Source organism: Pseudomonas sp. NPDC086278 (assembly GCF_050280905.1).
Lineage (GTDB): Bacteria > Pseudomonadota > Gammaproteobacteria > Pseudomonadales > Pseudomonadaceae > Aquipseudomonas.
This window is the reverse complement of sequence record NZ_JBNNWE010000130.1, coordinates 1-13,667: the sequence shown is the minus strand read 5'-3', so window position 1 is coordinate 13,667 and position 13,667 is coordinate 1. Positions and strand designations below refer to the sequence as shown.

Here is a 13,667-nt window from a genome sequence, read left to right as displayed (position 1 = left end):
GTGTTGAGGACGATCCCCGAGAACACGTCGCTGAGGGTACTTTGCAGCGCCAGCCCGACAATGATTGCCAAGGCGCCGGAGGTCGCGATATCGAGGGCCGGGTACTACCACCAGCTTTTTTGTGTGCCATGAGTCAATTCTCCTAGTGAGGAATTAGGCTGAAATTAAGCCTGAATACCGGTGATTTTGATCTCGGTGTACCACTGGCGGTGGCCCATACGCTTCATGTGGTGCTTACGACGACGGAACTTGATGATGCGGACTTTATCGTGACGACCTTGGGAGATCACTTCAGCCACAACGGTAGCGCCAGCAACAACTGGAGCGCCGATGTTCACGTCATCGCCATTGGCGACCAACAGAACGCGATCAAAAGTAACGGATTCGCCAGTGGCGATTTCCAGTTTTTCGATCTTCAGGTATTCACCTGGGGCGACCTTGTATTGCTTGCCACCAGTAACAATTACTGCGTACGACATGGTATTTCTCCGATAATCCTGCTCACCCAGCTCTTTATAAGAAGAGGTATTGGCTGGCATGGCTGCATAAGGCTGGAAGGCCTGTTTGCAATTGCGTAAGGCAGGTGCTGCCCAGGAAGTTCAGGGTGCGCGATTGTACGCAAGCTGCCGGGGCGATGCAAGAGGCCGTCCATCGCGCCTTGACACCCGCCGACGTGGGTCCTAGCATGCCGCGCAACCCTTCTGGAGCAACTGTCGCTGATGCAACCCCAAGCTTTCTACCGCGCGGTGGCGGACGATTTTAGCGCCGTCGACGGCATCATCAAGAAGCAGCTGACTTCCCGAGTGCCGCTGGTATCGAAAATCGGCGATTACATTACCTCGGCCGGCGGTAAACGCCTGCGTCCTTTATTAGTGTTGCTGTGTGGCAAGGCGCTGGGCCGCGAAGGCGATGACCTGCGTCTGCTGGCCGCGACCATCGAGTTCCTGCACACCGCCACCCTGCTGCATGACGACGTGGTCGACATGTCCGGCATGCGCCGTGGCCGCTCGACCGCCAACGCCATGTGGGGCAACGCGCCGAGCGTGCTGGTCGGCGACTTCCTGTATTCGCGCTCCTTCGAAATGATGGTCGAACTGGGCTCCATGCCGGTGATGAAGATCCTCTCGCAAGCCACGCGGATCATCGCTGAAGGCGAAGTGTTGCAGCTGTCGAAGGTCCGTGACGCCAGCACCACTGAAGAAACCTACATGGAAGTCATCCGCGGCAAGACCGCGATGCTCTTCGAGGCCTCGACCCACAGCGCCGCGGCCCTGTGCGAAGCCACGCCGGAACAGGCTGAAGCCCTGCGCACGTTCGGCGATCACCTGGGCGTTGCCTTTCAACTGGTCGACGACCTGCTGGACTACAAGGGCGACGCGCAAACCCTGGGCAAGAACGTCGGTGACGATCTGGCCGAAGGCAAGCCGACCCTGCCGTTGATCTACACCATGCGCGAAGGTACGCCGGAACAGGCCGCCCTGGTGCGCAAGGCGATCCAGAAAGGCGGCATCGAAGACCTGGAAAGCATCCGCGAAGCGGTAGAAGCGTCCGGTTCGCTGGAATACACCGCGCAACTGGCCCGTGATTACGTCGCCCGCGCGATCAAATGCCTCGACGCGCTGCCGGCCAGCGAATACCGCGATGCGCTGGTCGAACTCAGCGAGTTTGCAGTCGCCCGCACACACTAAACGCGGTCACCCTGTGGCGAGGGGGCTCGCCCCCGTTGGGCCGCGAAGCGGCCCCAACCATTCAGCGCCTCGCCCCTTCCACCTAAAACCCTATACAATGTGCGACTTTTAGCGATCCTCAATCCAAGGAGCTTTAGTGAGCACGTTGCCACCCTGCCCAAAATGCAATTCCGAATACACCTACGAAGACGGCGCGCAGCTGATCTGCCCCGAGTGCGCCCATGAGTGGTCCGCCGGCGGCGAAGCTGTAGTGGCGTCCGATGACACCGTGAAAAAGGATTCGGTCGGCAACGTCTTGCAGGACGGCGACACCATTACCGTGATCAAGGACCTCAAGGTCAAAGGCACGTCGCTGGTGGTCAAGGTCGGCACCAAGGTCAAAAATATTCGCCTGTGCGAGGGCGATCACGACATCGACTGCAAAATCGACGGCATTGGCCCGATGAAGCTCAAATCCGAGTTCGTCAGGAAAGTCTGAATCGCTGGTCTTCCATCCTGCGCCCCGCGCGGGATGGTGCTTCGCCCTCCTCGCCTCACCCGACAATCCCTCGCAATAGCCAAACGCCAGCCGTTTTGACCTTACGCAATCTTTACCCACAAAAAAGCACAAACCGCCAATAGGTCCTTGCTATTTGATGAATAAGAATTATTCTCATTGAAACCCAAATCAATGGAGATGAGACATGACTTATTTGATCGATGCCTGGCTGGATCGGCCACACCCTTACCTCAGGATCCTGCATCGGGAAACCGGGGAAGTCTGTGCGGTGCTGGAAGAAGAAGCCTTGAACGAATTGCAGGATCAGGGGGATCTGGACGTCAGCGGCTTGAGTTCCAGCGAGCCGGTGGTACTCAAGGAGTTGGTGCGTAATCTGTTTCTGTTCTGCTATGCCCGGGCATTGCGCCCGTCGAGTGAACTGCACCACAAGCTCGAACTATGACCACAGAATTATCGGAGCGAGCCCTGTGGGAGCGGGCTTGCTCGCGAAGAGGCCATAACATCCAACATCAACGTTGAATGACACACCGACTTCGCGAGCAAGCCCGCGCCCACATGACCGAGCCCGTTCCGACACTCAGGTCTTACAGAACGTCGAGCAGTTCGACGTCGAACACCAATACGCTATGCGGCGGAATGCTGCCAACGCCTTGAGCGCCGTAAGCCAGTTCGCTCGGCACGTACAGACGCCATTTGCTGCCGGCATTCATCAGTTGCAGGGCTTCGGTCCAGCCAGGAATCACGCCGCCAACCGGGAATTCCGCAGGCTCGCCACGCTCGTAGGAGCTGTCGAACACAGTGCCGTCGATCAGGGTGCCGTGGTAGTGAGTGCGGACTTGATCTTCACGGGTTGGCTTGGCGCCATCACCGGCCGTCAGCACTTCGAATTGCAGGCCGGAAGCCAGGGTGGTGATGCCGTCACGCTTGGCGTTTTCCGCCAGGAAGGCCAGGCCTTCGCCAGCGGCCGCTTCAGCTTTGGCGGCCGCTTCGGCTTGCATGATTTCGCGAATGACCTTGAAGCTGGCGGACATTGCTTCCTGACCCACACGGCTTTCCTTGCCGGCGAAAGCGTCAGTCAGGCCAGCCAGGATCGCGTCCAGGCTAACGCCCGGTGGCGGGTTGTCGCGCAGTTGGTCGCCCAACTGACGGCCAATGCCGTAGCTGACGCGGGTTTCGTCGGTGGACAGATTTACTTCGGACATGACACTGCTCCGCTGTGCGGACGGCTCGGAACTTGCCGTGCGTGCACAGCGCGTCCCGGAGCGCCCGGAACCAAAAGGGCCAGCAGACTAGCACAGTTGTCGGGGGGCTGATGAGCCGTCAGTGCGCCCAGAACGACCGGAAGGCGATTGGCACCTTCAGGCTTTCCTCGGCACTGGCACCCAACCCGCACATTTCGTCATGTACTGACGTGTGCACCAGATTAAAGGGCAAGACCGGAAATGACCTGATGACATCCCGTGCATGCTCGACCGAGCGCAGGTGAAACATCTGACCGCGGGCATCGCTCAAGGGATACGCAGCACCGTGCATACGCGCCTCCAGCAAGTAGATCCCGCCTTCCATGGAAATCAGGTTCAGCTCATCGACTTTCCCGGCGATGGCGTACGCACGCAACTCTTCAACATTCATGAAGGCACCTCATACAGTGTCGAGCCAAGACACTGTTAGGCATAATCCTTGAAACCGCAAAGCACAAGCCAGACAGACCACCGCCCGTCTGTTTCGCAAGCCTATGGCAGCGAGCCGGCTCCGGCACCATCGCGAGCAGGCTCACTCCACAGGGATTGGTGCGAATCAGTGCTTGGTGAGTTTATCCAGATAACCCATGGCAAACGCCGACACGACGAAGGTCATGTGAATGATCACGTACCACTTCAGATGCTCGGGATCGACGTTCTTGGCGTCCATGAAGATCCGCAGCAGATGGATCGACGAAATGGCCACGATGGAGGCGGCCACTTTCATCTTCAGCGAAGACGAATCCATGGTGCCCAGCCAGTTGAGCTTTTCCTTGCTGTCGTCGATGTCCAGTTGGGAAACGAAGTTCTCGTAGCCCGAAATCATCACCATCACCAGCAACCCGCCCACCAGTGCCATGTCGATCAGCGACAGCAGCACCAGAATCAGGTCCGACTCGGCCATCGAGAACACGTTGGGGATGACGTGGAACACTTCCTGAAAGAATTTCAGCGCCAGCGCCAGCAGCCCCAGGGACAGACCAAAGTAGATCGGCGCCAGCAGCCAGCGGCTGGCGTACATTGCGTTTTCGATAAAGCGTTCCATTGAATCTCACACCAGGGCCGGAAATGGCCGCGAGTATAACAGCCACCCGCCCATACCCAGAAGCAGCCAGAAACCGCCGGAAAATCCGTTACCTGCGCATATGCCACAAAGTTTTTCTGCTAGTGTCCAGACTATTGACCGCTCAGCGACATCGGACAGGAAGACTGGAAATGGATGTGCGATTGCCTTTGACGAGTGCCGCGATTGGCCTGGCGTTGCTGCTGAGTGGTTGCTCACCCAGCGATGAGAAACGCCAGGTCAGCCTCGAGGAAAAGACGGCGCAGTTCGAAAAGTCGCTGGACGCGATTCAAGATCCGAAGCTCAAAGATGCCGTGGCCGAGCTCGGCGGCTCGCTGCTGTTGCTCGAACGCGCACAGTTCAAGCTCGACAGCAAACCGGTAGACACCGACTACAGCGACGATGCCCTCGCCGTCCTCAAGCATTACCCCACCCCGCAGGCGCTGGTCGACACCTACATCAACGGCCTGTTTGTGCTGCACAAGGATTCCAGCTCCGATTACCTGACCGATCTGCAACCGGTGTTCCCCTTCAACTTCAGCATCCCGGCAGCGTTCCTGTTTCCCCATGGGCTGGAATGGCAATCGGTGACCCTGAGCAACAAACGCGTGATTCCCTTCCAGACGGAATGGTCGGAAACCGACCCGGGCATTCAGTTGAGCCCGTCGAGCTCCAACATGACCAACCCCGACGACCTGACGGTCACCTACCCGTACATCGACGGCCTGGACGTCGACCTCAAGAACCAGCCGCAACCGGTGAGTCTGCAAGGCAAGATCGAAGTGATCGCCCCACGGCGTCTCTACACCTTCGACCTGGGCAAAAAAGACGTCGGCCAGACCCGCACCAACGACAACCTCAGCGTGACCTTGCTGAAACTCGAAAAGAACTACGCCGAAATAGAATTCAGCAACAGCGCGCCCCTGGCGCCGGAGGTCAGCGACACACCGCTCAACCCGCTGATCGTTCAGGCTCGGGACACCACCGGGCAATTTCTCTCGCGCTCGGGCTCGATCAATGAAACCGCCGCGCAAGTGACCTTCTACCAAAAACAACTGGCGCAGATGCAACAGCAAAAGGCCTGGAGCGACGTGCTCGAAAAACAGCTGAATGACCAGCAGCAAGCCTTTGAAAAACAGCAGACCCGGCATTACACCAAGGTCTATTTCAACGGAACGATCGATACCGTCGAAGTCAGCGTACTGGACTTCTCGACCGCCACCGTGACCCGCAAGGAGCTGAATTTGCCCGTGCTGCGCTTTGACCAGCACACCACGGAAAAAACCATCCAGCCACTGGCATTGCCGGTGGTGGTGTATGACGACCTGGCGTCGAACTGGCTCAAGGGCGCGACGCTGAGTGAAGAGCAGCTCAAGAAAGGCATTGTCGTCACGCAGTCAGTGGACGACCCGAGCGCCGCGCTCATTCAGTTTGATCACCTCAAAAGCTTCAACGACGAGCTGCTCGGCACCGCCTTCAACCCTGGCGACAGCCCGGTCACGTTCTTTACCGCAGACGGCAACGGTAAACGTGACGAGCCGATCGAGTTACCTGCTGAGGCCTATCAGGTCGACCCTCTGCGCGGCACCATCACCTACGACCTGAACCTGTTCCCCGAAACCCCGGCTTATGCGGTGGGCTCGATGCCGCTGTTTCTGGCCACGGTCGACAAGCAAACCCTCGACGCCCGCCAATTGCCCAAAGGCCTGGAAGTCAAAGGCAATGAATTGGTGGTCGACCTGAAATTGTTCCCGGCCCAGGACTGGCGATTTTTCGTCAAGGACGACAGCGGCAACTACCTGAAGGAGATTCTTTCGGTCAGTCACGACGCGAGCGCAGAAGGCCCGGCGGTATTTGGCGTGCATTACTTTTATGGCCAACCGACGCACGTGGAAACCTACCAGCGAACCGACCTCACCACCGTGCAGTACGGTTTCGAGGTCAAACTCGACAAGGCCGACCTAAGCCATCTGGATCAATAGCCTCAGTGCCCGATGCTGCGGCTGCGACCGCCGTTGATCTCGCGCAACTGGGCTTGCAGATGCAGGCACCATATTTGCGGATCATCGGCCAGCTCATAGCCATGCAAGGTGAGGCTTTCAACGATGGTGTCGAGGATTGATTCAGCCGCGAAAGGGCCATGAAACGGGCCTTGCGCCTTGATGGCTGACGGTTGCTCGCCGGCCATTCCGGCGGCAAACAGCAAGGTCCACATGCCCGTATCTCCCGCCAAAGGGCGGATGGCGCATTCGATACGGGTCACAAGGCCCAAGCATTGACGAGTGAGGCAGAGGTTGCGCGACATGGCGGCGACCCTCGGTAGATCCGGTATTCAGCCCCCATGGGAAGGCTGTCTCGATCCAGTGATTACTGTCCTTGAGCTGAGAATAGAAGAAAAGTTCGCGGTGCAAGCAAAGCGAAACCAGAAGGCGCCGAGCGGTCATTGTGTGAAGTTTGACGCCAGAGTAGTGGCACTTTTTTGAACCGTCACCGATAAAAATGTGGGAGCGGGTTTGCTCGCGAAGGCGGTGCACCAGTCGACATCTGCATTGACTGACACTCCGTCTTCGCGAGCAAGCCCGCGCCCACAAGGGTTGAGGGTGACCTCAGGCCGGTTTGGCTTCGGCCAACGCTTCCAGCGCCGCTTCTTTCTCGGCTTCTTTGAGGTCTTCCTCGCTGATCATTTCCGCGATAACCCGCAGACGCTCCACCACGCGCGCATTCACGCTGCCTTCCGGAAACTCGCCATTCTCATCCGGCGCACCGGCAGGCTCGCCGACCAACAGGCTCAGCGCCTCGTCGGCCTGACGCACCGCGTACACATGGAACTGCCCCGCGCGCACCGCCGCCAGCACCTTCTCGTCCAGCATCAACGTCGCGACGTTGGCTTGCGGGATGATTGCGCCTTGCTCACCGGTCAAGCCTCGCGCTTCGCAGAGGCGGAAGAAGCCTTCGATCTTCTCGTTAACCCCGCCCACCGCCTGCACTTCACCGAACTGGTTGATCGAGCCGGTGATCGCAAAACACTGCTTGAGCGGCGTTTTCGACAGCGCCGAAATCAGCGTGCAGGCCTCGCCCAGCGACGCACTGTCGCCATCGACGTAACCGTAGGATTGCTCCAGCGCGATGCTCGCGGAAATCGCCAGCGGGAATTCCTGGGCGTAACGGCTGCCCAGATACCCGGTGAGGATCATCACGCCTTTGGAGTGAATCGGCTGGCCGAGGTTAACCTCGCGTTCGATGTCGACGATGCCGCTGCCGCCCGGATACACCGTGGCGGAAATCCGCGCCGGCACGCCGAACGCCGAGTCGCCGACCTCCAGCACCGTCAGCCCGTTGCACTTGCCAACGGCGGCGCCATCGGTGTCGATCAGGATGATCCCCGCCAGCATGTCATCGAGAATCCGCGCCGAGACGCGCCCGGTGCGGGTGGCCTTGGCCTTGAGCGCACGTTCGATGTGCCCGGCGTCGGTCATCTCGTCGCCGGCCAGGTGACGAATGAAATCCGCCTCGCTGACCAGTTGGAACAGATCACCGATGCGCGCCGACAAACGTCCCTGATGCTCCGCCAGGCGCGCGCTATACGTCGCCAGACGTGCCACCGCATCCGCCGTCAGCGGCGCCATGCCTTCTTCCGACGTGCGGGTTTTCAGCAACTGGGCGAATTGCTCCAGGCTTTCGTCGACCATCGGGATGTCTTCGTCGAAATCCACCAGGACGCGGAACATCTCCTGGAAGTCCGGATCGAGGTCTTGCAGCGTGTAATACAGCTGACGAGCGCCGATGATGATGACTTTGACCGCCAACGGAATGTGTTGCGGCGTGAGGGTCACCGTGGCCAGCCGGCCCAGCTCACCCAGCGGCGATTCCATTTTCAGCTTGCGCGATTGCAGGGCACGCTTGAGCGCATCCCATACGAACGGCTCGCTGAGCATTTTCTCCGCTTCAAGGATCAGGAAACCGCCGTTGGCGCGGTGCAGCGCACCCGGACGCAACTGCCGATAAGTCGTATAGAGCGCACCTTGATCGGTGCTGTACTCGATGCGGCCGAACAGGTTTTCGTAGGTCGGGTGCGGTTCGAACACCACCGGCGCACCGCCGCTGGCCGAGTGACCGACCACCAGGCTCGGGGCGTATTGTTCTTCCAGCATCTTGCGTGCAACGGCATCGACCTTGCTGTCGTCGACCAGTTGCTCGACCACGGTCTTGAGCAGGTAAACCTGCATCGCTTGCAGGTAACCGCACACCGCGGCGTTCTCGGCGTACTTCTCCGACAACGGCGACAGCAACGGCTGCAACGCCAGGGTGATGGTTTCTTCGTTGAGCTGACGCAGCTGATTGCTCGACTCGCGCTTCCATTGCGGCAGGCTGGCGAGCTCCTCGTTCAGGCGCTCTTCCAGACCGGAAATGTCTTCGTGGAAACGTTCGCGATCGGCTTCCGGCAACTGCGCGAATTCCGCTTCGTCCAGCGCTTTGCCTTCGGCCATCGGCGTGAAGGCGATGTTGCTGGCGTCGCGGTACAGCGCGACGTCTTTCTCCAGCGCCAGGCGCTCGATGATGTCCAGCGCCTTGTCGTAGCGCTGGTTGAATGCGCGGTCGATGGCGCTTTTCTTTTGCTGATAGGACGGGTGTTCGAAGACGGCCGGGAACGTCGCCAGCAGGTTATCGATCAAGCCGTTGATGTCAGCGATGAACGCGCCCGCGGTGCCCGAAGGTAACTCCAGGGCACGAGGCTCGCGCGGCTCATCGAAATTGTTGACGTAAACCCAGTCGGCCGGGGTTTGCAGGCGTTTGCCTTCGGCTTTCAGGTAGCGTTTGACGAACGAAAACCGGCCAGTGCCGGGCTCACCCATGACAAAGACGTTGTAACCGGGGCGCGGCATGGCCACGCCGAACTGCAAGGCTTCGACCGCACGTTCCTGGCCGAGCACACCGCGGAAAGGCTCCAGATCATTGGTGGTAGAGAAGCTGAACTGTTCAGCGGAAAACGGACGAGTCAGCGCTTCGGGCGCTAGACGCAAGCTGGCAGCAACAGGATCAGGCATCGGGCTTCCTTACATCAGGCGGGGCAGATAGCGGCATTCTGGCGCTGCCCATACCTCACTTGCAAGGCGCGCCTCCTGCCAAAGCATAGACAAACCGCCATCCCCAGGCGGGCCGGGGGCATTTCAATGATTTCAATGAATGTTTCGCAAAAAATAACGGAACCACGGGATCGTGCCTAAACTCCAAACTGCGCGGCTGGACTAATAACCGGCCCAACTGGCGCTGATATGGGCCAGAACCCCTTGTCCATTGGTATGCACACAAAAGAGAACATAGCTATGAAACGGATTCTTCTCGGTACTCTCTTCACCGTTGTATCCCTCAACGCCATGGCACAGGCGCCAGGCGGCCCGGATTGCGGTTGGGGCAACATGCTGTTCGAAGGTCAGCGTGGCACTCCGGCTCACTTCCTGGCATCCACCACCAACGGCACTTCCGGCAACGCAACCTTCGGTATGACCTCTGGCACCAACGGTTGCTCGACTAATGCGTCGCTGACCTATGGCGGCAAATCCTGGTTTGCCATGAATGGCATGATGAACGAGCTGTCCGAAGACATGGCCAAAGGTAACGGCGAAGCGCTGACAACCTACGCCGTGGTACTGGGCGTGGCGCCGGAAGATCGTGCGCACTTCGCTGCTGTGACTCACGAGCACTTCCAGCAAATCTTCAGCAAGGCTGACGTGACCGCTGACGACGTGCATACCAACACCCTGGCCGTTCTGAAGAACGATCCTCGTCTGGCCAAGTACGCGACTCAAGCTTAAGCTCGACCCGCCCGTTCCTTTCGGGGAGCGGGTTTTGTTTTTTGGACCTGCCCTCTTTGGGTAATGCCAACCCATGGCATCCGCCGCGTTGGGTCTTTGTTTCTTTCGACTTAAGTTGCCCACTATGCTCAAACGCCTTGCCTGGCTGGCGCTCTGTGTCTGCGCCCCGCTCTCCGCCGCGCCACATGTCGACAATCCACGTTTGCAGCAATTGGCCAACGACCCGTTCTGGATTTCCCTGGGTCATTACGAAACCGCCAAGCTCGGCGGCTGGCGCAGCTATGTCAGCGACAAGAAATTCTTTCTCGCGCCCGATGGCAATGAACACCCGGACCGTGAACTGGCAGCCACCGTGCAGGCGTTGTACGCCCCGGCCAGCGCCGGTGAAAAGCATGCGCAATGTGTCTACCCGGCGCGCACGCGCTGGCTCAAGGCGCAGCTCAACCTGACCGATCTGCCGACGCCGGATTGTGCCGAGTTCAAGCAATGGTTCAAGGACGTCTCGCCGCACAGTGCGGTAATGATTTTCCCGGCGGCGTATCTGAACAGCCCGTCCTCGATGTTCGGCCATACCTTGTTGCGCATCGACCAGGCTGACGTGCAAAGCGACAAGACCGCGCTGCTGAGTTACGCGATCAATTTCGGCGCCTACATCGAAGGTTCGGACAACAGCATCCTCTATGCCTGGAAAGGCTTGATGGGCGGTTATCCGGGGCTGTTCGCGCTGGTGCCCTATCAGGAAAAACTTTCGGAATACCGCAGCCTGGAAAACCGCGACCTGTGGGAATACCGGTTGAACCTGACGCCGGCCGAAACCGCGCGCATGGTCGAGCACGTCTGGGAACTGAAGCAGATTCAGTTCGACTATTTCTTCTTCGACGAAAACTGCTCGTATCGCTTGCTGGAACTGCTGCAAGTGGCGCGACCCAGCCTGCGCCTGACCGAGCAATTCCCGCTGACCGCGATTCCCACCGACACCGTCAAAGCCGTGAAAGAGGCCGGGCTGGTGGAGTCGATTCAATATCGCCCCTCCCGTGAACGCGAACTGCTGAACCGCGCCGAGCCGCTGAACCCGGAAGAACAGCAATGGGTGCTGAAAGTCAGCGCCGACCAGAAACAATTACAGGCCCCGGACTTCAAGGCGCAACCGCGCGACCGTCAGGCGCTGATCATCGACGCGGCTTACCGCCTCGAACGCTACCGCGCCAACGGCCAGGAACGCGACCCGCAGCGGGCGCAGCGCAGTTTCGAATTGCTGCGGGCGATCAACCAGAACCCGGCGCCGGAGCTGGACATTCCTCAACCCGGCCTGCCCGAGGACGGCCACGAGTCGCGCACCTGGCAGGCCGGCATCGGCACCCGGGGCGACAAGGCGTTTGGCGAATACGGCCTGCGCATGGCCTATCACGACCTCAATGACAACGCCGAAAGCTTTCCACTGGGCGCGCAAATTGAAATCCTGCAAATGAAACTGCGCCAGTACGAAGGCAATCACTGGCAGTTTCAGCAACTGGACCTGGCGACGATCCGCTCGCTGACGCCGCGCAACGAGCTGCTGCAACCGCTGTCGTGGCAAGTCACCGGTGGGCTGGAACGCGTGCCGGGCAAGCACGATGACGAAACCCTGGTCAGCCATGTCAATGGCGGTGCCGGCGGTACATGGCAACTGGGCGAGGACGTACTCGGTTTTGCCTTGGGCACCGTGCGCGTCGAGCACAACAACGACTTCGCCGGTTTCATTGCCCCGGCGGCAGGCTTCAACAGCGGCGTCTTGTGGAAAAACCCGCTGGGCAATTTCAGCCTGGAAACCAAAGGCGATTTCTTCACCAATGGCGAAGTGCGCCGCAGCATGAGCCTGAATCAGCAGTGGGAACTGTCGCGCAACCTGGGCCTGCGCCTGACGGCCCAACGGGAATTCAGCCACATCGCCTCGCCCGAGAACGAAGTGATGCTGGAAGTGAAGTGGTATCACTACTGACCGACACACCACCAATCCCCTGTGGGAGCGAGTTTGCTCGCGAAAGCGTCCTGTCACATCAATGCTGGATGTGCCGCCGTCTTCGCGAGCAAGCTCGCTCCCACAGGGGAACTGCGTTATCCAACGGATTCATCACAGGCCTTTCACAACCGCCTGACGCCGGCGCAATCACCGGGGAATTTCGCAAGAACGTCCCGCGCTACCTCAAGGACAAGCAACACGCATTAGGACGAGCGCAAATAAGCCTGGCAGCAGGAAAAGGACCAGGATGCGGCCAGGGCTTATCGTTCGCCCTGAGTCGCAGACAGACATTCGCCGAAACTAAAAGCCTGCGACCATGGCCCAAACCCTATACCGGGAGAACGCCATGAGTCGTGCCTTCGTCAATGAAGATAACGCCGCTGCACAAGCCGATCAGCCCGTCGAACGGCAGGTCAGTGCGCAACCCAATTACGTCACGCCCACGGGCCTTGCCCAATTGCAGGCCAAAGTGGCCGAGCTGCAACAGTTGCACAGCGCGCAATCGGCCAAGGGTGAGCAGGCCGACAAGCAGCGTCAGGCCGACCTTGAGCGCGATTTGCGGTATTTCAATCAGCGCCTGCAAAGTGCTCAAGTGGTCGCCCCGGCCTCCTCCACCGAGAAAGTGCAGATCGGCAGTCGGGTGACGTTTGCCGACGAACTCGGCCAGGAACAGCAGGTACAGTTGGTGGGCGAAGATCAGGCCGATGCGGCCGGAGGGCTGATCAATTGGGGCTCGCCGCTGGGGCGGGCGTTGTTGGGCGCGCAGGTCGGGGATGAAGTGGTGTGGAAGCGGCCGGTGGGGGATTTGGTGATTGAGGTTCTGGGCATAGAAGTTGGCTGACCTTTAAGCCGCCCGAAGCAAGCCCGCTCCCACAATGGATTTGTGTCGCTCACATACCCCCCTTGTGGGAGCGGGCTTGCTCGCGAAAGGCGCACCACGGTCTTACTGAATACCCATAAAAAAACGGAGCCCCTGAAGGCTCCGTTTTTTCATGCAACCAACCCGATATCAGGCCAGTTTTTTGTGCCGCACACGGTGCGGCTGGGCAGCCGCTTCGCCGAGACGCTTTTTACGATCGGCTTCGTACTCGGTGTAGTTGCCTTCGAAGAAGATCGCTTGCGAGTCGTCTTCGTACGCCAGGATGTGAGTCGCGACGCGGTCAAGGAACCACCGATCGTGAGAGATCACAATGGCGGCGCCCGGGAAGTCCAGCAGGGCTTCTTCCAAGGAACGCAGGGTTTCAACGTCGAGGTCGTTGGACGGTTCGTCGAGCAAAATAAGGCCGACTCACGGTGGCGACGGGGCTTGTCGGAATGCCCCCTCGCCACAAAGGCAGTGGTGTCAGTTCCAGCCAGCGCGATCC

The 13,667-nt window shown here is 59.4% G+C and carries 13 protein-coding genes and 1 pseudogene; 7 read left to right on the top strand and 7 right to left on the bottom strand.

Annotation, left to right across the window (positions count from 1 at the left end):
- Nucleotides 1–164 precede the first annotated feature (164 nt).
- Nucleotides 165–479 carry a 50S ribosomal protein L21 gene (gene rplU, locus ACQKP4_RS26535; RefSeq protein ID WP_003176051.1) on the bottom strand — a complete coding sequence of 105 codons (315 nt, stop codon included), beginning with the start codon at nucleotides 477–479 and terminating at the stop codon, nucleotides 165–167.
- Between the two features lie 240 nt (nucleotides 480–719).
- On the opposite strand from rplU, the gene ACQKP4_RS26530 reads away from it, so the two are divergent.
- From ACQKP4_RS26530 to ACQKP4_RS26520, 3 genes are all read left to right on the top strand, one after another.
- Nucleotides 720–1,688, top strand: a complete 969-nt coding sequence (locus tag ACQKP4_RS26530) for a polyprenyl synthetase family protein (protein ID WP_427636922.1) — start codon at nucleotides 720–722, stop codon at nucleotides 1,686–1,688.
- A gap of 136 nt (nucleotides 1,689–1,824) precedes the next feature.
- Entirely contained in the window at nucleotides 1,825–2,166 is a 342-nt protein-coding gene (locus ACQKP4_RS26525; RefSeq protein WP_427636921.1) for a zinc ribbon domain-containing protein YjdM, read from the top strand.
- 205 nt (nucleotides 2,167–2,371) lie between these two features.
- On the top strand, nucleotides 2,372–2,629 hold the full coding sequence (locus ACQKP4_RS26520; RefSeq protein ID WP_427636920.1) for a hypothetical protein: 258 nt from the start codon (nucleotides 2,372–2,374) through the stop codon (nucleotides 2,627–2,629).
- A gap of 142 nt (nucleotides 2,630–2,771) precedes the next feature.
- On the opposite strand, the gene ACQKP4_RS26515 is transcribed toward ACQKP4_RS26520, so the two are convergent.
- The 3 genes from ACQKP4_RS26515 to ACQKP4_RS26505 all read right to left on the bottom strand — a co-directional run bounded on the left by ACQKP4_RS26515 (nucleotide 2,772) and on the right by ACQKP4_RS26505 (nucleotide 4,473).
- Nucleotides 2,772–3,389 carry an FKBP-type peptidyl-prolyl cis-trans isomerase gene (locus ACQKP4_RS26515; RefSeq protein WP_427636918.1) on the bottom strand — a complete coding sequence of 206 codons (618 nt, stop codon included), beginning with the start codon at nucleotides 3,387–3,389 and terminating at the stop codon, nucleotides 2,772–2,774.
- 118 nt (nucleotides 3,390–3,507) lie between these two features.
- The gene (locus ACQKP4_RS26510) at nucleotides 3,508–3,819 is read right to left on the bottom strand and encodes a DUF6482 family protein (RefSeq protein WP_427636916.1); all 312 of its coding nucleotides are present in this window, start codon (nucleotides 3,817–3,819) and stop codon (nucleotides 3,508–3,510) included.
- Nucleotides 3,820–3,984: 165 nt separating this feature from the next.
- On the bottom strand, nucleotides 3,985–4,473 hold the full coding sequence (locus tag ACQKP4_RS26505; RefSeq protein WP_007943976.1) for a TIGR00645 family protein: 489 nt from the start codon (nucleotides 4,471–4,473) through the stop codon (nucleotides 3,985–3,987).
- Nucleotides 4,474–4,643: 170 nt separating this feature from the next.
- Between ACQKP4_RS26505 and ACQKP4_RS26500 the strand changes: the two genes are divergently transcribed.
- The gene (locus ACQKP4_RS26500) at nucleotides 4,644–6,473 is read left to right on the top strand and encodes a hypothetical protein (RefSeq protein WP_427636914.1); all 1,830 of its coding nucleotides are present in this window, start codon (nucleotides 4,644–4,646) and stop codon (nucleotides 6,471–6,473) included.
- Nucleotides 6,474–6,475: 2 nt separating this feature from the next.
- Here the strand turns inward: ACQKP4_RS26500 and ACQKP4_RS26495 are convergent, their stop codons facing one another.
- Both ACQKP4_RS26495 and ACQKP4_RS26490 read right to left on the bottom strand, forming a co-directional pair.
- Nucleotides 6,476–6,796 (bottom strand): hypothetical protein, encoded by a 321-nt coding sequence (locus ACQKP4_RS26495; protein ID WP_427636913.1) that lies wholly within the window; start codon nucleotides 6,794–6,796, stop codon nucleotides 6,476–6,478.
- 301 nt (nucleotides 6,797–7,097) lie between these two features.
- Nucleotides 7,098–9,536 carry a Lon protease family protein gene (locus tag ACQKP4_RS26490; protein WP_427636911.1) on the bottom strand — a complete coding sequence of 813 codons (2,439 nt, stop codon included), beginning with the start codon at nucleotides 9,534–9,536 and terminating at the stop codon, nucleotides 7,098–7,100.
- A gap of 279 nt (nucleotides 9,537–9,815) precedes the next feature.
- On the opposite strand from ACQKP4_RS26490, the gene ACQKP4_RS26485 reads away from it, so the two are divergent.
- From ACQKP4_RS26485 to ACQKP4_RS26475, 3 genes are all read left to right on the top strand, one after another.
- A complete protein-coding gene (locus ACQKP4_RS26485) occupies nucleotides 9,816–10,304 on the top strand; it encodes a DUF3015 domain-containing protein (RefSeq protein WP_427636909.1) in 489 nt (162 codons plus the stop codon).
- Between the two features lie 124 nt (nucleotides 10,305–10,428).
- On the top strand, nucleotides 10,429–12,282 hold the full coding sequence (locus tag ACQKP4_RS26480) for a DUF4105 domain-containing protein (RefSeq protein ID WP_427636907.1): 1,854 nt from the start codon (nucleotides 10,429–10,431) through the stop codon (nucleotides 12,280–12,282).
- Between the two features lie 367 nt (nucleotides 12,283–12,649).
- Nucleotides 12,650–13,144: a GreA/GreB family elongation factor gene (locus ACQKP4_RS26475; RefSeq protein WP_427636905.1), complete on the top strand. Its 495-nt coding sequence runs from the start codon at nucleotides 12,650–12,652 to the stop codon at nucleotides 13,142–13,144.
- Between the two features lie 168 nt (nucleotides 13,145–13,312).
- Here ACQKP4_RS26475 and ACQKP4_RS26470 read toward each other — a convergent pair.
- Nucleotides 13,313–13,585 (bottom strand): annotated as a pseudogene (locus tag ACQKP4_RS26470) (energy-dependent translational throttle protein EttA); the annotation flags it as partial.
- Nucleotides 13,586–13,667 lie beyond the last annotated feature (82 nt).